The organism is Hymenobacter terricola (genome assembly GCF_017921975.2).
Taxonomy (GTDB): Bacteria; Bacteroidota; Bacteroidia; order Cytophagales; family Hymenobacteraceae; genus Hymenobacter; species Hymenobacter terricola.
The window spans coordinates 1-18,737 of record NZ_JAGEMO020000026.1; the positions used below are offsets into that span (position 1 = coordinate 1).

Below are 18,737 nucleotides of genomic sequence, written 5' to 3' on the forward strand. Positions count from 1 at the left end.
TCCCACCCAGGAGGAACTCTCCGCCCACGTGGCCGCCTGCGTGGCCCAGCGCAATGCCGCCCGCGCCACCGTGCGCTGGCAATTTACCCTGGAGAAGGCCCGCACCAAACTCGGACGGCATTACCAGAAAATTAGGATTGATAATTCCCCTGACTAAGCACTAGCTGCCACCTTGCTCCCGCGCCAAAGGGCCCGGCTTCTGCTACAGAGGCCGGGCCCTTTGGCGTTGAGCCAGGCCTGGGAAAGAAAAACTTGGGAGCTGCCCCAAGGCGCTTTTTATGCTGTACGGGCAACTATCGACGGATGAAATTAGTATACGCCCCGGCGCTGGAACAGCGCACTTATGCTTACCCACCCCCATTCTATTTCGTTCTTTAACATGAAGAAAATCATCACTTCGCTGGCCTTGGTGGTTAGCGTAGCCGGTGCTGTCCAGGCCCAAAACCGGGCCACTACAGTCGGTATCACGGTGGCCTACGGCCGCGACCGCCTGCTAAACAACAACCAGTACACTTCGGTGAGCCATTCGGCGTACCAGGCGGGCCTGACGGCCGATTTGAACGTTTCGGAAAAGGTGTCCTTTCACCCCGAAGTGCTGTACACGATGCGCTATTTTGATACCTCGAACGACGCGAACCTGAACCGCGACATCAACACCATCGACGTACCGCTGCTGGCCCGCTACCACGTTGGGGGACTCTTTTTGGAGGCCGGTCCCCAGGTAAGCGTGCCGATTAAGGCCGTGGATGAGGACGGCAATGACGTGAAGAGCCAGGTCAACAGCGTGATTCTGGACTACGTGGTGGGTGTGGGCTATCAGTTGGGCCACGGCCCGTCGCTGGGCGTGCGCTACGACGGCGGCGCGTCCAACGTCTTCAAAAGCAACACCGCGACTGCCCTGGGCACCGGCAAGTTCAAGTCGAGCTCCGTGTTTGTGGTGCTCGCGTATTCGTTTGGCGGCTAGGCTACGGCTCGCTGAATCAGGTAAAAGCCCGGTTTCCGCAATGGAAACCGGGCTTTTGCGTTGAATATGCGGCTGGCTGCCGCATAATTGGGCAGGGCGGCCTTGTGCGAGCCGTAGCTTTGTGGCTCTATCCAAATCCCAGATGCTTATGAAAAAGACTCTTTTTACCATCGCCCTGATGGGTGGCCTAACCGGCGTGGCACAAGCGCAGCATAGCAACGTTTCGTTGGGCCTGAAGGCTGGCGGCTCGTATTCATCGTTTGTCGGCAAGCAGGCCACCAACTACGAAAGTATTTTTGGCTTTCACGCGGGGGCTTTCGCCAACATTGGCATCACCGACCTTTTTGCCTTCCAGCCCGAAATCATCTACTCGCAGAAAGGTGCCAAGACTTCGACCTCGGATGTGACCACGCGCTTGAATTACGTCGACGTCCCGTTGTCTTTCCACGTCAATGCCGATGGCTTGTTCTTCGAGGCCGGCCCGCAAGTGGGTTTTCTGCTGGCGGCCAAAGACCAGGCCGGCAACCTCAGCCTGGACCGCAAACCCCTCTACAATACGGTTGATTTTGGCTATCTGGTCGGGTTAGGCTACCAGCGCAAAACCGGCCCCGGCGTCGGCCTGCGCTACAACGGCGGGTTTACCAACGTCGAAAAATCGTATACGGCCGGTAACGTGACTGTGCAGAACAACATTCGGAACAGCGTATTTCAGCTGTACCTGACGTACTCGTTTGGTGGATAATCCTCCGGCGTATCAGGCACGAAAAAGCCCGGCCTCCAGAAGCGGAGGCCGGGCTTTTTCGTGAATGCCGACCGGCTCCGCCCCTACTCCGCCGCCGCGTAGTTGCGGTAGAAATGCGGGATGGTTTCGATGCCTTTCAGGAAGTTGAAGACCCCGAAATGCTCGTTGGGCGAGTGGATGGCGTCCGAATCGAGCCCGAAGCCGAGCAGGACGGTATCCAGCCCCAGCTCCGACTTGAACATGGCCACGATGGGGATGGAGCCGCCGCCGCGCGTGGGCACCGGGCGCTTGCCGAAGGTGGTTTCCATGGCATCGGCGGCGGCTTTGTAGGCGATGGAGTTGGTAGGCGTCACCACTGGCTCGCCGCCGTGGTGGGGGCGCACTTCGACGGTGACGCCGGCCGGGGCGATGCTGGCGAAATGCGCCTGGAACAGGGCCGTGATTTCGGCCGAGGTCTGGTGGGGCACCAGGCGCATGGAGATTTTGGCGTGGGCCTGCGAGGCGATGACGGTTTTGGCGCCCTCGCCGGTGTAGCCGCCCCAGATGCCGTTCACGTCGAGCGTGGGCCGGATGCTGGTGCGCTCCATGCTGGAGTAGCCTTTTTCGCCGTAGCTGGCGGGCAGGCCGATACTCTTTTTGAACTCGTCCTCGGAGAATGGGGCTTTGGCCATTTCGGCGCGCTCGTCGGCGCTCAGCTCGTCCACGTTGGCGTAGAAGCCGGGGATGGTGATGTGGCCATCGGCATCGTGCAGGCTGGCAATCATCTCGCACAGGGCGTTGATGGGGTTTTGCACCGCGCCGCCATACAGGCCGGAGTGGAGGTCGCGGTTGGGGCCGGTCACGGTCACTTCGTGGTAGCTCAGGCCGCGCAGGCCCACTTCGATGCTGGGCGCATCGTTGGCCAGAATGCCGGTGTCGGAGATGAGGATGACGTCGGCCTTCAGCTTCTCCTTGTTCGCTTTCACGAAGATTTCGAGGTTGTTGGAGCCAATTTCTTCCTCGCCTTCGAACATGAACTTGATGTTGCAGGGCACGCCGCACTGGCCGTCGCGCATCATCATCTCGAAGGCCTTGACGTGCATGTAGACCTGGCCTTTGTCGTCGCAGGCCCCGCGGGCGTAGAGTTGACCGTCCTTAATCACCGGCTCGAAAGGCGGCGAAGTCCACAGCTCGTAGGGGTCGGCGGGCTGCACGTCGTAGTGGCCGTACACGAGCACGGTTTTGGCCTCGGGGCCCACCACGTATTCGCCGTACACGATGGGGTTGCCGGCCGTGGGGCAGATTTCGACGTTCTGGACGCCGGCTTCTTCGAGGCGCATTTTCAGGTAATCAGCGGCCTTTAAGATGTCGGCGTGGAATTTCGGGTCGGCCGACACGGAGGGGATGCGGAGCCAGTCAATCAGCTCGTCGAGGAAGCGGGTTTGGTTATCGGAAAGATAGTGGGCCATACGGAGCGGAGGTTGGAGGTTGGGAATGCGGGGGTAAAAGTAGCGGGCCGGGCCGGAACGCTGGCGCGGGCCACCGGCCCGCGCCAGCAGCGCCAGCGTTTACTGCCGGGAATCCAGCACCAATTCCCGCACCATCACCTCGCCCAGCTTCCAGGCTTCGGGCCAGTCGTTCTCGGGGCTTTCGAAGGTGAGCAGGTAGAGGGTGTCGGTTTTGGCGTTGGCCAGGGCCAGCTGGTACACGGTGCGCGGGTCGGCATCGGGCGGGGCGTCGCGGTAGCGCACCGTCCATTTGTGCCAGGGGCCTTCCACGGCTGTCGCCTTTTCCAGCACCTGCTGGCTCCGGCCGAAACCCATGCGCAGCATCAGCAGCTCGGCGTATTCGGGGGCGGGGCGCTTGGTGTGGGCCGTGGCCTTGCGCACCACTTGCAGCGAGAGGCCCGTAACAAACTCGCCGCTTTCGCCGATGGGCTCCTGGGTGAGGTAGTAGGTGGGCGCGCCCTTCCGGCCCTCGGCCCGGTAGTACCAGCCGGCGGGAAGCAGCGCGGCGGCCTTGCCGTCGGGCAGCGCCTGCCAGGCAAAGCCGGCGGGCGGGGCGGCCAGCGGCACGTTGTAGCGCTGGGCGGCGGCCGGCTTTAGCAGCAGCAGGGCCAGCCCAAAGGCCAGCAGCAAGTTGGGCAGCGTGCGGAACATCGCCTAAAAGTAGCGCCCGAAATCCCCTCCCCGCCAACGCAACGCCCCGGCAGCGGGCAGCTGCCGGGGCGTTGCGTTGCCCAAAAAAGCCCTGGCCTACGGCTTGGCTGCCACCGGCGCGGTATCGGCCGGGGCGGCGTCAATCACGTACTCGTGGGCTTTTTGAGCATCGGCGAGCCGCCAGGCGGCCTGGCCGGCGTTGGCCAGGGCCACCAGCTGGCGGTAGAGGCCGTTGGCAAACACGATGCGGGCGCGGGTGGCCCCGGCGCGGGTGCTCACGGCCTCGTAGCGGCCGGCCATCTGGTCCACGAAGGCGGTGTTCTCGGTTTCCACGGTGGCCAGCATGGCGGCGGTGAGGCCCTTATCGGCGTAGTCGGCCAGGTACTTGCGGCCCTGCCTGGCCACCATGGTGGCGGCCAGGTGCAGCTTGGCCTGGCCCAGGCTGGTCACGTCGCTCACGCCAAAGCGCTTGTAGGCGGCCGTGCGCGGGTCGTCCTTCAGCCCCACGCAGTCCATCACGGCCTGAATGGCGGTTTCGAGCCGGGCCTGGGTTTCGTCTTTGTCGTCGGTCACCACCTTGGCCTCCTGCACCAGCACGGTGTCGGGGTCCATGGTGCCGAAGGTGGCGGTGTCGGCATCGAATTTGGTGAGCGCGGCGGCCGTGATGCCGCGCCTGGCCAGCTCGGCGGCGTCGCGGCGGGCGGTGGCGCTCATCGCGAGGCAGCGTTCCCAAAGGGCGGCCTGGGTAGAAGGGTACTCGGCGATGGGGTCTTTGTCAAGCATAAAAATGTGGGGGAATGAGATGGGTAACATCACACCTGCCGCCCGGGCAGCTGCCGCCCCGAAGGTATCGGGATATTTCCCGCCGAGCCAGAAGTATTTTCCGGCCGCTGCCAAGCAGCCGCCGGCCCGCCCGAAGCACCATCCGGCTCCCTCCCGGCGTTCCCCGGCTCCCCCGCCCCACTCCCCGGCCCGCTTGAAACCTTCCCCGGCCTCTTCGAAGCACTTCCCGGCGCGACCAAAGCAGTTACCGGAGCTATTTCGGGTGTTTCGGGGGTGCCGGGGGGTGGGTTGGGTGGATAGCTACTTAGTAAAATACGAATCGAGTATCTCGCCAGTTTCAGGGGTAAGGGTGCAGCAAAAACAATCCCATGTTGCGGCCTGCAAGAGTTTACCATCGCCTACAAAGCCGGTAAAAAAATCGCCAGAGCGTCGCTCTTCTGCTATCCATAATCGTTCACCTTCCGAATCGTAGGCATAGAGGTTGCGGATTGCGTGCTTGTCTGGAAATGTCGTCCAGTCATAAATCACAAACAGTTTATCAGCAAACTGCAGCATTGCTACTTCGCCCACGGCAGCGGCACCCGGCTCTCGGTCCCGCTCCGGAGCCGGCCGATATTGGCCCGGTGCGTGTAGATGAGCAGCGCCGCCAGCACGAAGCCCACGCCCACCATGAACGGCTGCGCCGGCCGGAACTGGGGCAGCAGTTGCAGCAGCGCGAAGCTGAGGCCGGCCGTCATGCTGGCCAGCGACACGTAGCGGAACAGCAGCAGTATCACGATAAATATCAGCATGCACACGCCCACCGTGGCCGGGGCCACGCCCAGCATCATGCCCAGGATGGTGGCCACACCCTTGCCGCCCCGGAACTGCGCAAACACCGGGTAGATGTGGCCCACCACAGCCAGCACGCCGCACGCCAGCCGGAAGTACAGCACCTGGCCCGGCTCGATGGCGCCCTGGCTGAGCAGCCAGTTGGGCAGAAAATAGGCGGCCACGAAGCCCTTCAGCGCATCGACGAGCAGCACGGCCGTGCCGGCTTTGGGGCCGAGGACGCGGAAGGTATTGGTGGCGCCCGCGTTGCCGGAGCCGTGCTCCCGGATATCGGCCAGGTTAAAGAAGCGGCGGCCCACCCACAAGGCCGTGGGAATGGAGCCGAGCAGGTAGGCCGCGACGAGGGCAAGGAGGATGTAGAGAATGGGCATGTGGCGGTTAGGGCGTAATAATGGAGACAAAAGAACGTCATGCTGAGCGGAGCCGAAGCATCTCGCGTGCAATACTAAATCGAATTAGTTGCGCGGTAGAGATGCTTCGGCTGCGCTCAGCATGACGTTCTTTTTACGTGTTGCCTTCGCCCCGGCTTAGCTGTCGCCGAAGGGGTCGTCGGTGGCTTTCTTCTTTTTCTTTTCCGCGTCCTTCCTGGCTTTCTCCTCGTCCTTCTTGGCCTTCTCTTCGTCCTTCTTCGCCTTTTCGGCTTCCTTGGCCAGGCGGTCGGCTTCTTTCTTGGCCTGCGCGGGGTCGGGGGCGGTGTCGGCCGCAGCGGGGGCCGCGTCGGCCGGGGCGGGGTCGGCGTCCTTGGCTTTGGTCTTCACCTTTTTGGGCTCGGCGGCGGGGGCGTCGGCCGTGGCGGGAGCGTCGGCGTCGGCGGCCTTGTCCTTGGTTTTCTCCTTCTTCCTGGTGGTTTCCGGGGCGGGGGCCGGGGCGTTGGGGTCGTCCATCACGCCGTCGCCGAAGGGGTCGTTGGCTTTGGCCTTTTTCTTCTTCCTGGACGGTTCGGGGGCGGCATCAGCGGTAGCGGCACCGGGGTTGGCGTTGGGGTCGGCGCTGGCATCCGTGCCAAAGGCGTCGTCGCCCTTGCCCTTTTTCTTCTTCTTTTTGCTGTCCACCGCGTCGAAGGTTTCGGCCGGGGCCGGGGCGGTGGGGCGGGCGGCCAGCTTGCCGGACTTGTGCAGGTAGTCCCGCTCGAAGTGCGAGCGGAAGGCGTCCACGTCCGGGAAATCGCCCAGGAACACGCCGTAGTTGGTCGCCGTTTCGATGCTGCCCTTGGCCTTGTTGCCAATCTCACCGTCGAAATCTTCGCTCTGCGACTTAGCCAGCAGCACGTTGTTGGCGTATTTCAGGTAATACCAGCTCTGGGGTTCGGGTTCGAGGTAAAGCTCCACGACATCGGAGGCGTTTTCCCGGCGAATTTCCACGTAGCCGTTAATCATCGCGTTCAAAGGCTGCTTGCCGATGCCGCCGAGGCCGAGCTGGCCCACCGAGTACCAGGCGCGCTTGCTCTCGTTCCAGCGCAGGTTCACCTTGCTCAGCAGGATGGTGTGGGCCAGCTTGGGCGAGAGCTTCATGAGCGGGTCGGCGGCGCCTTTGCGCATGGTGTAGGCCTCCACGCCCTTGTCGCCGATGAACTGGCCGAGCTTGTAGAGCTCGTTGGTGCCACCGTCCTGCGCCTCGGGCGAGCCTTTGGTGATTTTGGCAATCTCCGCGCCCATGATGTCGACGGCTTTGGGCGGCATCACGATGTCGATGCCCAGCAGGGCATCCACCGCGTAGCGGGCGCTGTCGGGGTTGGCGGTGCCCACGCCGCTGCCCACCATTTTGTAGTCCTTGTTGGACGTGATGAAGGACATGGGCCCGCGGAAGCTGAGCGCGTTGGTGGAATCGGTGTAGGTGAGGGCCGCGCCCTCGTAGGCGTTGACGTCGGTAATGTCGTTGCGCGAGATGCTGTACACGCCTTTGCGGTCGTCGTAGCGCAGCTTGCCATCCACCTTGAACACGGGCACGTCGGTGGGGTTGGGCACGGTGGCGGCGTACAGCGGATAGAGCTTGTTGGTCTGGTCCGAGACGAACAGGCCGGTCACGAGCGGGGCCCCGTCCTCGGCCTTGATGTCTTTCAGGTTCAGGCTAAAGTTCTTGGGGTCGATGGAATCCTTCACCGCAATCCATTCGGCGGAGTTGCGGTCTTTGCCAAACTGGAGCTGCACCTGGCCATCGAACACGAAGCCGCGGCGCTGCGAGTTCAGCTGCACGCCGCCCCGGTAGCCGATGCGCGGCGTGAGCTGGAATTTGGTAGCGGCGTCCACGGTGGCGGTGGCCACGGTGGCGGCCCCGGCGGCGGCCCCGCCACCGCTGTCCATGCCATCTTTCTCTTTCTCTTTCTCTTTCTCTTTCTCTTTATGGGCGGCTTTGGCGGCCTTGCCTACCAGCATAGAGGCCTGGTCGGGGCCGAAGTTGGTGAAGCGCAGGGCCACCGAGTCGCGGGCCGTTTTGAAGCTATAGAGGGCGTTGCCGGTAAAGGCCACCTTCGAGAGCACCTCGATGTTGCCATTGTAAAGCTTGTGGAACTTAGCCAGCGAATCGAGCAGGATGCCGGCTCTTTTGAAACGCTGCAGGCGGCCATTGGCCCCGATGCTGACCTTGCCCGAGTCGGGGATAATCCAGGCATCGGCAGCGGCGATGTAGGGCACGCCGCCCACCTTCATCTGGTACTTGGCCAGGTCGTATACGCCGGTGGCCGCCTTGAATTTCAGGCCCTGCTGGTCGGGATTGGTGGAGTAGAAGTACGACTTGGTGGAGTCGCCATTGGTGGCCACGCGCAGCTTAACCTGCTTTTTCTTGAAGTCCCAATGGCCGCCGCTGAGCGTGGTTTTGAATTTCGAATACGGCAGGTCGATGCTGGCTTTGCTGCCTTCCTCGCGCTTGAAATCGGCGTAGCCCTTCTTCAGGTTGTATTCGAAATTCACGTCGTTGGCCGTGAGCGCGGGCTTATTGGCCTCGGCCGATTTGACGCTGAGAATGGCCTTTTTGCCCGAATAGCTGTTGGATTTAAATGTAAACTCCGGCGATTTGATGAACGACTGCGGCCCGTCGAGGCGGCCATTGCCGCCCGCGTTTTTGGGCGTCAGCAGCGCCGTGCCCCGGAAATTGTAGGACGTAATGGTCTTGGATTTGGGGTCGGATACGGCCGAGTACAGGCGGATGGACGACTCGCCGCCCGGCGGGGTAGACAGGTACATCGAGTCCTGGCGCACCTTCCAGTTCATGAGGTAGCCGGTGGGTAAGTTCATGCGGGGAATGTCGACATCGCCCTCCTTTTTGGCCAGAATGGTGCCCGTTTTGCCCACGGCCACCACCGAGTCGCGGTAGAACACGAAGCTGTCGGAGGTGAACGTGCCGGTTTGATACGTCACGGTGCCGTCGGCCTGCAGGCCCTTGCCGTCCATCTTCACTTTGTTGAACACGCGGCCGCGGCCCTTGTAGAGCGGGAAGCCGTCCTTCGGCACGTCGTAGATGAAGCCCAGCGAGCCATCGGGCTGCATGGTGAGCTTGGTTTTGATGTCGGGAATGATGCCGCCGCTGCGGAACGTGCCATCGAAGCCCGACGCCGACTTGCCGATGCCATTGAGCGAGTCGAGCTTGAACGGCGGAATATCGAAGACCATCGTCGAGTCGTAGGCGCCGCCCAGCACGTCCTGCTTGCCGAAGTACACGTTGGCTCCGCTCTTGGAGTCGAACGCCGGGTACTGGCCTTTTTTCTTGCGGCCCGACTTGTTCTTGGGGTCGTTCAGAAAGAGGCGGCCGGTGGATACCTTGCCTTTGTTGGTGAGGGCGAAGTCGGCGTGCTTGCCCGTGGGTTTGCCCGCCGCCGTTTTGGGCTCGCTCCGAATCACGATGGAGTCTATCTTGGCCATGTCGACGTAGAAGCCGTCGTAGTCAAACTTGAAATCCCGCCCCTTAAAGCGCATGGCCGACGCCACCACCGTGCCGCTGAAATTGATGTTCCGGTTTTTCTCGATGCGAATGATGGCGCTGTCGGGCCGCACGAACACCGTCGCCGAGTCATCCGAAAAGTTGAACCGGTCCACGCCGCGCACCAGCAGCTCGTTGGTGTTCAGGTTGAGGGTGGCGTTGCGGCCCGAGCCCGACAGGGACTTGATGGCGATGTGGTCGTAGTCCTTCTTGTCGCGAGCAGCGGCCACGTAGTGCGCGCCCTTGGGCAGGATGGTCACGTTGCCGGTTTGGGGGTCCCAGGCCACGTAGCCGTCGCGGGCCAGGCCGGACATATCGCTGCGCATGTTGGCCACCGACGTGTTCAAATCCGTGGCCAAGGTGCTCACATTAATGGTTTTCTCGTCGCCGTGGGCCTGGCTGTAGCCCACCAGCATTTGCAGCGGGTGCAGCCGGTTGATGCTTTTGAGCTGCTGGTAGCGGGTGTTGGTGAAGAATTCCTTGCTCTCGAAATCGGCCGTTTGCTGGTTTTTCGACGACAGCACGGCGAAGTCAATGGTGGGCTGGCGCAGGTTCCAGGTCAGGGCCTCGGTGCGGATTTCGAGCTGGTGGTAGGAGTCGCTGTAGGGCGTGTTCTTGTACAGGCCTTCCTCCCGCGCGAGCTTCAGCTGCTGCTTGGCTTTCGAGTATTTGAGCTGCGCACCGGGGTGCGTCACCGAGTCCTTGGCGCCTTCGTAAATGGTAACCGCCGCCCGGTTGGCCGTGATGAGCGAGTCGCTGAGCACGTAGGCCCGCGAAGCCGCTTTGAACTTGGGCTTGCCGTCGAGGCTCACGGTGAGGTTGGACAGCGAGCCGTCGAGCGCGGCGCTCAGCACCTTGCCGCCCGACATTGAAATGCCGCCCCGGTACTTGATGTTGTCGCCCAGGTTTTTGATGCGGGCATCGTTGGTGAGCGAGATGAAGCGCGGGTAGCCGGTGTCCGTCGCGCCGGGCTTGCGCCGCACGCTTTTGTAGCTCAGGGCGCCTTTCACGGGGGCTTCCAGCACGGCCGCGTACGTCAGCGTCACGGGCTGGGCCGTGAATTCGGGCTTGCTCATGTCGAAGTCGAAGCCCGCCATGTCGGCCGTCACCGGGTTGGTTTTAATGGTCCAGGCCAGCTGCCCGCCTGTGGCCAGAAACCGGCCCGAGCTGGGCACGGCCGTGCCGCTCACCTTCTTCAGCACCACCGAGTCGCCGGCCGTGGCCATGAACAGGTCGGCATCCTTCACCACCATCACCGCGCCCCGGGCCGGCGGCGCCACGTAGTCGTCATACGGCAGCGCCGAGGGCGCAAACGAAGCCGAAGGCGCATCAAAATCCGACGACTTGGCCACCGGCGCGGCTTCCTTAGCCGGGGCAGTCGGCGTAGAGCCCGCCGGCTTTTTTGCGGCAGTTGCGGCGGGCTTTTTGGCCGGCGCTTTCTTCTTCATCGGGGTGCCCCAGCCGTCGTCGCTGTCGCCCCAGCCCCCACCCGAGGGCGAGGACCACAGGTCGGCAGTGTCCCAGCCGCTGCTGCTGGCTTTTTTCCTGGCGGCGGGCTTGGCCGCGGCTTTCACGGGAGCCTTCGCCACGGGCTTCTTCGCCACGGGCTTGGGCGCGGCGGGCAGCGGCTCTTCTTTGGGCGCGGGGGCCTCCGAACCAAATTCCAGGTTGGAAGTGGGCGCCGCAATGGGCGAGTACGCGAAGGAAATGGTGCCGCCCGTGGCGCGCAGCGAATTGTAGCCCGAGTGGTAGAGGTAGCCGCCGTTGAGGAAGCGGCTGGTGCTGAAAATAAATTTCTCGGTTTCCTGGGGAGTCTCTTTTTCCAGGGTTTGGCCCAGCACGTCGAGGTACTGGTCCATCTGCTGGTCGCTGAGCTTGGCCGTGGTCGCGCCACCCACGATGGCCCCAAACAACATCTCAAAGTGCGGCCGGGGCTTGAATTTTTTGGCCAGCATGGTCTGCGACAGGGCCACGATGCGGGCTTGCTGCGAAGCCGTGAGGCGGTTCGAGCCCCACAGTTCTTTCAGGCGGGTGCCCATGGCGCGGGCGGTGGCGTTGTTGGTGCTGGCCATCATGCCCTGCACATCGGTGATGTACTGGGCCGGGTCGGTCGAGAGCTTCCCGACCTGGTAGCGCGGGGCGGCGGCAGGCGCCGCAGCACCGGGGGCAGGCGCTTTCGTCTGCGCCCGCACGCCTGAATAGCTACCGAGCAACAGACCCAACCACGCAGTAAAAAGAACTATTTGCTTCATATCATTAGATTGAACTGGAATTGGGGCTCGCTAAGCAAGCCGCGGGCCGCCCCCGCTTTCATACATAATACCATATGCTCACTCCGGCCTCGGCCGCGCATCAAACGACACGGCCCCTGCCCGACCGGCTGCTTCTCAACGCAAACGTCTGGCGCGGTGGTAAGTGCCCAGTGTTGTGCTAATAAACCCGGTACAAGTTAGGCACAATCAAAAAAGCAATTCGCTGACGATAGCGCTTAACGCGACACTCCTGTTGATTATCAATTATTTTCTAAATAACATACTGTTTATGTCCCCCATATTATTACAAACCTGGAGCCGAAATGCGGCGATGCACATCTTGCTCACCGGTCATTCGCTTTACATTTGAGGCATGACGACCGTTCCCATTCGCACCGCTTTGCTGGCCTATGGCATGTCGGGCAAGCTTTTTCAGGCACCCTTTCTGGCCGCTCACCCCGGCTTCGACCTCCACGGCGTGGTGGAACGCACCGAGCAGCGCATGCGCCACGACTACCCGGCCATCCGCAGCTATGCCAGCGTGGCCGAGGTGCTGGCCGACCCCACCATTGAGCTGGTGGTGGTGAATACGCCCAGCAACACGCATTTCGACCTGGCCCAGCAAGCCCTGCGCGCCGGCAAGCACGTGCTGCTGGAAAAGCCCGTGGCCACCTCCGTTACGCAGCTACAAGAGCTGCTGGCCCTGGCCAAAAAGATGGACCGCCACCTCTTTGCCTACCAGAACCGCCGCTGGGACAGTGACTTCGGGGCCGTCGCCCGCGTGGTAGAAAGCGGCCAGCTGGGCCAGCTCATCGAAGTGCATATTCGCTACGACCGGTACAAGGTGGCCCTGAATCCTAAGAAATTCAAGGAGGAAGCGTTGCCCGGCAGCGGCCTGCTGTATGATTTGGGGCCGCACATTATCGACCAGGCTATCAGCCTGTTTGGCCGGCCCCTCAGCGTGCACAAAACCGTGGGCTATTTCCGGCCCGGCACCCAGGTAGAGGACTTTTTCTCGTTGCAACTGCGCTACCCGGCGGGGCTCAACGTGTGGATTACCTCGGGCCTGTTGGTGGCGGCGCCCGGCCCGGCCTACGTGCTGCACGGCACCCAAGGCAGCTACCAAAAAGGCCGTACCGACGTGCAGGAAACCCAACTGCTGGCCGGAATGTCGCCCGAAGCCCCCGAATACGGCCACGAAAAACCCGGCCAGGAAGGCCACCTGACCCTTGCCACCCCCACCGGTGCGCTCGAAACCACCCCCGACCCCGCCGCCCCCGGCAACTACAGAGGCCTGTTTGAAGCCGTGTTTCAAACCATCCGCAACGGCATCCCCTACCCTATCCGCGAGGAGCAGCTGCTGTGGCAAAATGAGCTGCTGGAGCAGCCCGCCTCGGCTTAACACTCTGCTGACTTACGGCTTGCCAACCACCAGCCGGCCCCCCAGCGCCCGCTGCAAATCGGGCAGGTCGTAGTGTTGAAGCACACCGGGCAGCACTTGTGAGTACGTGTCTTTAGTGGCAGGATGCTCCAACAGCTGCTGGAAAGATTGCGGCAGTTGCGCCACGGTGAGACGAGTGATGACGGGCGAAAGCACCGCCGCACAGAGCGCCGGCACCACAGCCCGGCCACTGGCCCTGATTTCGAGCGGCGCTCCGGCTAAGTGGTCGGTGCTTCGCACAAACAGGCGGAGCAGGGCGATATCGGCAATGCGCTGGGCTACCAGGGGGCGGCCCGTGTGCAGCGCCAGCAGGGCATTGCGGTACTCGCGGTTATAATATTTGGGGTCGTTGAAAGCGGTGGGGTCGGTGGTTTCGCCCAGGCCGCGCAAGTCGGCCAGCACCACGGCCGTGCCCTGGCTCAGGTAAGCCCGAAGCTGCGCGGCACTGTCCAAGATGCTGGCTTTCCCGGCATCGGGCAGCCAGAGGAGCACCCTGGTGGGCACATTCCCCGGGGGCAGCGCTACCAGCACGGGCAGCGGCGGCTCACCCATCGCGCGAAGAATAAATTTTTGCAGCATAACACCATCTCGGCGCAGCGTATCGAGCGGTGAAATCGCCAAACTCTTGACATCTGTTGCGGCACTGCCCAATTGCTGCGACACCAATTTTTCCACCGCAGCGGGCGGGTTTGCCCCCCGCTGACTAGCCAGAATTTTGGCTTGGGCAAGGTGTTTGGCAGGCAGGGTTTCCTCATCCCGAAACGCAGTATTTACCTGGCCCGTGGTGGTACAGCGCAGCTCTTTTTCAGACAATACCGCCAAACTACCCTCCCGCACCGGACTTGCATCGCCATAAAACCACCGCCGGAACCACGCCACGGCCGCCTCCCGCTTGGGCTGCGAAATGCCGTGGCCGTCGTCGTAAGTGAACAGGCTGAGCTGAGCCGGTTTGCCCAAAGCCTCGTATATCCGGCCAGTCTCTGCCGTAGCCGCTTCAATCTGATTGTAGTCCACGAAATCGTAGCGGCCGGCCAGTATCAGCAGCGGCCTGGGTGCGAACATGATGGGCCAGTCAGCGATATCGAGGCGGGCGCGGCCGGCGCCGGGCAGCTGCACGCAGCCATCGGCGGGGCCGGTCAGTTCCAGGTTTCGTTCGCCGCTGGCCACGTAGCTGCACAGCGCGGCCACTTTCATGCGCGGCTCCAAGGCCATGAAATAGGCCGTTTGGGTAGCGCCACCGGAGTTGCCGAGGCAGCCCAGGCGGGCCGTGTCTACTTCGGGCCGGGTGAACAGGTAATCGAGGCCGCGCTCGTTGTCCCACAGCTCTTCGGCGGGCGTGGTTTCGCCCAGCAGGGCCGCTCCGGCATTGAGCAAGGTGTGTTCGGTGGTGCCGCCGCGAGCCAACGGTTTGCCGGCCGCATCGGTCAGCTGCATGCGCTCGCCCTGCGAAATGGGGTCAATGACGAGAACCACAAAACCGTGCTGAGCGAATAGAACAGCTGTTTTCTGGTACAAAACCGTGGCTTTTGATTCCTGCTCATGCCCGCAAAACAGCAGCACGCCCGGCTTTTTCGCCTTGCCCGCCGGCACGTACAAATTAGCCGTGACGTGGTGACGCGGCGTGCTTTCATAAATGATTTTCTCGATGCGAAAGCCAGCTCGCGCCAGCTTGCCCGTCACCTGTGCGTGCAGCGGTGTGCGGGCGGGCAGCGGCCCCAGCACCCGCCGGAAACGCGCCTGCACGCTGTCGCGGTAGGCCGCCGCGCCGGGGGCCGACTGCGCGGCGCGGTCCAGCTCGGCGGCGCGGGGGGCGTACTGCGCGTGCGTTTGCTGTAGCAAATACGTGCTGAGCGTAGCCGATGCCTTCCAGTCGAGCACGTTCGGGCCGGACTTCTGCGCTTGCGCAAAGTGGCTTCCCAAAATGGCTAGCAACGCGAGCAAAAGGCTTTTTCCGCGCATGCTCATGCCTCTACTGCGCGGCTACGGCTTGCAGCTCCATCACCAAATCGGCGGAGCCCACGAAGAGCGGGGCGCGCTGGTGCAGGTCGGCGTTGGGGTGCACGTCGAGCACCACGTCGGCCCCGGTTACGGCCATGCCGCCGGCCTGTTCAATGAGGAAGGCCAGCGGGTAGCATTCGTAGAGCAGGCGCAGCTTGCCGCCGGGCTTGTCCACGGTGGGCGGGTAGAGGTAGATGCCGCCTGTGAACAGGTTGCGGTGGTAGTCGGCCACCAATGAGCCTACGTAGCGAGCCGTGAGCCGGCGCTCCTTGCAGCTGGTGAGGTAGGTGCGCACGAACTCCGGATAGTCGAACCAGTTGCCCTCGTTGCAGCTGAACACCGGCCCGTGGCGCGGAATCTTGATATCGGGGTGCGAAAGGAAGAATTCACCCAGCGAGTTTTCGTAGGTGAAGCCCGTTACGCCGTGCCCGGTGGTGTACACGAGCATGGTGCTGGAGCCGTACAGAACGTAGCCCGCCGCCACCTGCGCCCGGCCGCCCTGCAAAAAATCCTCCTGCCGGGCCGGGCCGCCAATGCGCGACACGCGGCGGTAGATGCTGAAAATGGTGCCGATGCTCACGTTCACGTCGATGTTCGAGGAGCCGTCGAGCGGGTCGATAGCCACCACGTACTTGCCGAAAACATTACCGGTCTGAATGATTTCCTCATCCTCTTCCGAGAGCACGGCGCAGGCCTCTCCCCCATTGGTGAGGGCGCGCACGAAGCGGATGTTGGCTTCCACGTCGAGCTTCTGCTGGTGCTCGCCCTGTACATTTTTCTCGCCCATGGCCCCGGTGATGCGCGAAAGGCCGGCGCGGTTCACTTCGCGGTTCACGATTTTGCCGGCCAGGGCAATGTCGCGCAGCAACTGGCTTAGCTCGCCAGTGGCGTAGGCGAATTCGCTCTGCTTGCGCATGATGTAGCGCTCCAGCGTGGTGCCAACGGGCGTGGCCAGGGAGTTTTCGGTAATCTGGGACATTGTAGTCAGTTAACAGTTAACAGTGAGCAGTTAACCATTTTGGTTTGGTAGCTAGATGGGAATGTTAACTGCTCACTGAAATCAAGAGGCTTGTTTCTGCGATTGCCACAGCACTACCTGCCAGCCTTTTTCCGAGTCTTTCACCTGCACCGTCACGTATTTGAGGTGGGTGAGATTAGGAGTGCCGTCGGGTAAATTGGCCAGGGTGATGAGCACGGTGCCGTTTACTACGGCGGTTTTGCCGTCGTTGTAAGTGCGCACAGCCAGGGCTTCCACGTCAATCTTGTTGTACTGGCTTTCGCCGCTGCGAATGCTCTGGAGGTATTCGCTTTTGTTGTGCTGATGCCCGTTGGAATGGATGTAAATCAGGTCATCAGCGAAAGCTTTTTCCAGAACAGTGAAGTCTTTACTTACCTGGGCTTCGAAGCGCTGGCGTTCCAGGGCTTCCACTTCTTTTTCGAGGTCCATATTTTCGGATTGTATGCCTGAGTAAAGGCAATGAGCGGCAAGGCCAGCACCAAGGCTAGCAGCAATAACCAGACAGTTATACTGATTGCGTTACCAGAGAAAGACCAACGCGCACGGCTGCGCCGCTCATTAGTTGTTATCGTCGAACTTAATGGGCTCCATGCGCGGCACCAGCGTGAACATCAGCACCCAGGCCAGCAAATACGCCGCGCCGCAGATGAAAAACATGATGTAGTACGCCTTGTCGAGCTGGCCAATGCTTTCGTAGTGCACAAACATGCGCTTCTGCACCAGCGCGGTGAGGGCAATGCCGCCCAGGCCGCCGGCCATGCCGCCAATGCCCGTCACCGAGCCCACCGTCCGCTTCGGGAACATATCCGACACGGTGGTGAAAATGTTGGCGCTCCACGCCTGGTGGGCCGCCGCCGCAATGCCGATGACCAGCACCGCCAGCCACATATTAATGTTGCCCAGCCACTGCGCAAAAATAATCGGGAATACGCAGCAGGCAATCAGCAGCATGCTGCGCTTGCGGGCCTGGAAGGCCGGCATGCCGCGCTTCATGAAGCCCAACGGGATGTAGCCGCCGCTGATGCTGCCAATGCTCGACAGGATGTACACGGCCGCTACCGGCAGCGCAATGGCCGTGCCCGTGAGGTGGTACTGCTTGCCGAGAAAATCGGGCAACCAAAACAGGTAGAACCACCAGATGGGGTCGGTGATGAACTTGCCAATCACGAAGGCCCAGGTCTGGCGGAAGCCCAGCAGCGTGCCCCACGAAGCCTTGGGTTTCTCTTCCGTCACGCCTTCTTCGGGCAGGCCCGCCGGAATATCGGCGTTGATGTAATCGAACTCGGCCTTGCTCAGGCGCTTGCTGTTGGCCGGCGTGTCGTAGATGAGATACCACAGCACCAGCCAGATAAAACCCAGCGCCCCGGTAATCACAAACGCCCACTGCCAGCCGATGTGCTCGGCAATCCACGGCACGGAGAGCGGCGCCACGATGGCCCCCACGTTGGAACCCGAGTTGAAGATGCCCGTGGCCAGCGCCCGCTCCCGCTGCGGAAACCACTCGGCCGTGGTCTTGATAGCCGCTGGGAAGTTACCCGCTTCCGTGACGCCCAAAAATCCCCGGGCCACCCCAAAGCCCAGCGTGCTGCTCACCAGTGCGTGCCCCATGGCCGCCACGCTCCACAGCGCCGTCGAAAGCGCGTAGCCCAGCTTGGTCCCCAGCCGGTCGATAATGCGGCCCACGCCCACCATTCCCACCGCATACGCCAGCTTGAAGGCGATTTCGATATTGGCGTAGTCGCCAGAATTCCAGTGGAAAGCCTTTTCCAGGTACGGCTTCAGCAACGAGATAACGGCCCGGTCAAGGTAGTTAATCGTGGTGGCGAAGAACACCAGCCCGCAGATGGTCCAGCGGTACTTGCCGATGGCGGCGTTGGCCGTATCCAGCGGCGAAGCCGGCGGCGATTGGGTGGGAAGTGGTGTCATCGAGTGCGGGAATTTAAGACGGGGATTACTCGCGGCGGAAACCGGCGGTGGGTGCCACCATATCAGGCATTATTTCTTCAGGGTATCCACAAACTTCATCAGCTCGCCAATGCTGGCGGCCAGGGCATCGGTATCATCGGCATTCCTGAACAGCTGCGAGCCCATGCCCACGGCATTCACGCCCGCCCCAAACCAGGCGCTGACGCTGGCTTCGGTGGGCTCGACGCCGCCCGTTACCATGAGTTTGATGTGGGGCATGGGGCCGCGCAGGGCCTTCACATAGTCGGGGCCGACGAGGTTGCCGGGGAAGATTTTCACCACGGCCGCACCCAGCTGGCTGGCCTGGTAAATCTCGGTCGGTGTGAGGGCGCCGGGCAGCCACGGAATGTCGTGGGCGCGGCACACTTCGGCCACTTCGGCCGTGGCGCAGGGCTGCACCACGAAGGCCGCGCCGGCGGCAATGAATTGCTCGGCCTGCTCGGCCGTGAACAGCGTGCCGATGCCGAGCACCATGTCCGGGCAATTCGTTTGCACGAAAGCCTGCAATTCAGTGAAGACAGCCAGGGCGTTTGCGCCCCGGTTCGTGAATTCAAACACCCGGATACCACCGTCGTAGCAGGCCCGCAGCATGCGCTGGGCATAGGCCACATCGGCATGATAGAACACCGGCACTACGGGGTAGCGCAACAGCGTGGCAAGCGTATCGGAAGCAATGAGTTGAGCCATGGAATT

Annotated in this window: 14 protein-coding genes; 3 read left to right on the forward strand and 11 right to left on the reverse strand. The window is 62.2% G+C overall.

All coding sequences use genetic code 11. The annotated features are described in order from the left end of the window. Positions 1-379: 379 nt before the first annotated feature. The gene (locus tag J4G38_RS17045; protein ID WP_210519067.1) at positions 380-964 is read left to right on the forward strand and encodes a porin family protein; all 585 of its coding nucleotides are present in this window, start codon (positions 380-382) and stop codon (positions 962-964) included. A 148-nt stretch (positions 965-1,112) separates the two neighbouring features. Then, complete coding sequence (locus J4G38_RS17050; RefSeq protein ID WP_210519068.1) at positions 1,113-1,706, forward strand: porin family protein; 594 nt, start codon at positions 1,113-1,115, stop codon at positions 1,704-1,706. A gap of 83 nt (positions 1,707-1,789) precedes the next feature. Here the strand turns inward: J4G38_RS17050 and J4G38_RS17055 are convergent, their stop codons facing one another. The 6 genes from J4G38_RS17055 to J4G38_RS17080 form a co-directional block, all read right to left on the reverse strand. Next, complete coding sequence (locus tag J4G38_RS17055; protein ID WP_210519070.1) at positions 1,790-3,154, reverse strand: dipeptidase; 1,365 nt, start codon at positions 3,152-3,154, stop codon at positions 1,790-1,792. Positions 3,155-3,253: 99 nt separating this feature from the next. Then, entirely contained in the window at positions 3,254-3,844 is a 591-nt protein-coding gene (locus J4G38_RS17060; RefSeq protein WP_210519072.1) for a hypothetical protein, read from the reverse strand. A gap of 96 nt (positions 3,845-3,940) precedes the next feature. Then, on the reverse strand, positions 3,941-4,627 hold the full coding sequence (locus J4G38_RS17065) for a hypothetical protein (RefSeq protein ID WP_210519074.1): 687 nt from the start codon (positions 4,625-4,627) through the stop codon (positions 3,941-3,943). A 300-nt stretch (positions 4,628-4,927) separates the two neighbouring features. Beyond that, complete coding sequence (locus J4G38_RS17070; RefSeq protein WP_210519075.1) at positions 4,928-5,197, reverse strand: hypothetical protein; 270 nt, start codon at positions 5,195-5,197, stop codon at positions 4,928-4,930. After that, positions 5,185-5,829 carry a glycerol-3-phosphate 1-O-acyltransferase PlsY gene (plsY, locus tag J4G38_RS17075; RefSeq protein WP_210519077.1) on the reverse strand — a complete coding sequence of 215 codons (645 nt, stop codon included), beginning with the start codon at positions 5,827-5,829 and terminating at the stop codon, positions 5,185-5,187. Before plsY ends, J4G38_RS17070 begins: the two co-directional genes overlap by 13 nt. Before the next feature lie 156 nt (positions 5,830-5,985). Beyond that, on the reverse strand, positions 5,986-11,622 hold the full coding sequence (locus J4G38_RS17080; RefSeq protein WP_210519079.1) for a hypothetical protein: 5,637 nt from the start codon (positions 11,620-11,622) through the stop codon (positions 5,986-5,988). Positions 11,623-11,995: 373 nt separating this feature from the next. On the opposite strand from J4G38_RS17080, the gene J4G38_RS17085 reads away from it, so the two are divergent. Continuing rightward, positions 11,996-13,024 carry a Gfo/Idh/MocA family oxidoreductase gene (locus J4G38_RS17085; protein WP_210519081.1) on the forward strand — a complete coding sequence of 343 codons (1,029 nt, stop codon included), beginning with the start codon at positions 11,996-11,998 and terminating at the stop codon, positions 13,022-13,024. A 12-nt stretch (positions 13,025-13,036) separates the two neighbouring features. Here the strand turns inward: J4G38_RS17085 and J4G38_RS17090 are convergent, their stop codons facing one another. The 5 genes from J4G38_RS17090 to J4G38_RS17110 form a co-directional block, all read right to left on the reverse strand. Beyond that, positions 13,037-14,983, reverse strand: a complete 1,947-nt coding sequence (locus J4G38_RS17090; protein WP_210519083.1) for an alpha/beta hydrolase family protein — start codon at positions 14,981-14,983, stop codon at positions 13,037-13,039. 49 nt (positions 14,984-15,032) lie between these two features. After that, a complete protein-coding gene (fbp, locus tag J4G38_RS17095; protein WP_210519085.1) occupies positions 15,033-16,040 on the reverse strand; it encodes a class 1 fructose-bisphosphatase in 1,008 nt (335 codons plus the stop codon). A gap of 81 nt (positions 16,041-16,121) precedes the next feature. Then, complete coding sequence (locus J4G38_RS17100; protein ID WP_210519087.1) at positions 16,122-16,508, reverse strand: nuclear transport factor 2 family protein; 387 nt, start codon at positions 16,506-16,508, stop codon at positions 16,122-16,124. Positions 16,509-16,637: 129 nt separating this feature from the next. Then, on the reverse strand, positions 16,638-18,005 hold the full coding sequence (locus J4G38_RS17105; RefSeq protein WP_210519089.1) for an MFS transporter: 1,368 nt from the start codon (positions 18,003-18,005) through the stop codon (positions 16,638-16,640). Positions 18,006-18,074: 69 nt separating this feature from the next. Beyond that, entirely contained in the window at positions 18,075-18,731 is a 657-nt protein-coding gene (locus tag J4G38_RS17110; RefSeq protein ID WP_210519091.1) for a beta/alpha barrel domain-containing protein, read from the reverse strand. Positions 18,732-18,737: the final 6 nt, after the last annotated feature.

Coding starts and splice junctions, on each gene's coding strand:
- J4G38_RS17045 (WP_210519067.1), top strand. CDS start 380: ATGAAGAAAATCATCACTTCGCTGGCCTTGGTGGTTAGCGTAGCCGGT.
- J4G38_RS17050 (WP_210519068.1), top strand. CDS start 1,113: ATGAAAAAGACTCTTTTTACCATCGCCCTGATGGGTGGCCTAACCGGC.
- J4G38_RS17055 (WP_210519070.1), bottom strand. CDS start 3,154: ATGGCCCACTATCTTTCCGATAACCAAACCCGCTTCCTCGACGAGCTG.
- J4G38_RS17060 (WP_210519072.1), bottom strand. CDS start 3,844: ATGTTCCGCACGCTGCCCAACTTGCTGCTGGCCTTTGGGCTGGCCCTG.
- J4G38_RS17065 (WP_210519074.1), bottom strand. CDS start 4,627: ATGCTTGACAAAGACCCCATCGCCGAGTACCCTTCTACCCAGGCCGCC.
- plsY (WP_210519077.1), bottom strand. CDS start 5,829: ATGCCCATTCTCTACATCCTCCTTGCCCTCGTCGCGGCCTACCTGCTC.
- J4G38_RS17080 (WP_210519079.1), bottom strand. CDS start 11,622: ATGAAGCAAATAGTTCTTTTTACTGCGTGGTTGGGTCTGTTGCTCGGT.
- J4G38_RS17085 (WP_210519081.1), top strand. CDS start 11,996: ATGACGACCGTTCCCATTCGCACCGCTTTGCTGGCCTATGGCATGTCG.
- fbp (WP_210519085.1), bottom strand. CDS start 16,040: ATGTCCCAGATTACCGAAAACTCCCTGGCCACGCCCGTTGGCACCACG.
- J4G38_RS17100 (WP_210519087.1), bottom strand. CDS start 16,508: ATGGACCTCGAAAAAGAAGTGGAAGCCCTGGAACGCCAGCGCTTCGAA.
- J4G38_RS17105 (WP_210519089.1), bottom strand. CDS start 18,005: ATGACACCACTTCCCACCCAATCGCCGCCGGCTTCGCCGCTGGATACG.
- J4G38_RS17110 (WP_210519091.1), bottom strand. CDS start 18,731: ATGGCTCAACTCATTGCTTCCGATACGCTTGCCACGCTGTTGCGCTAC.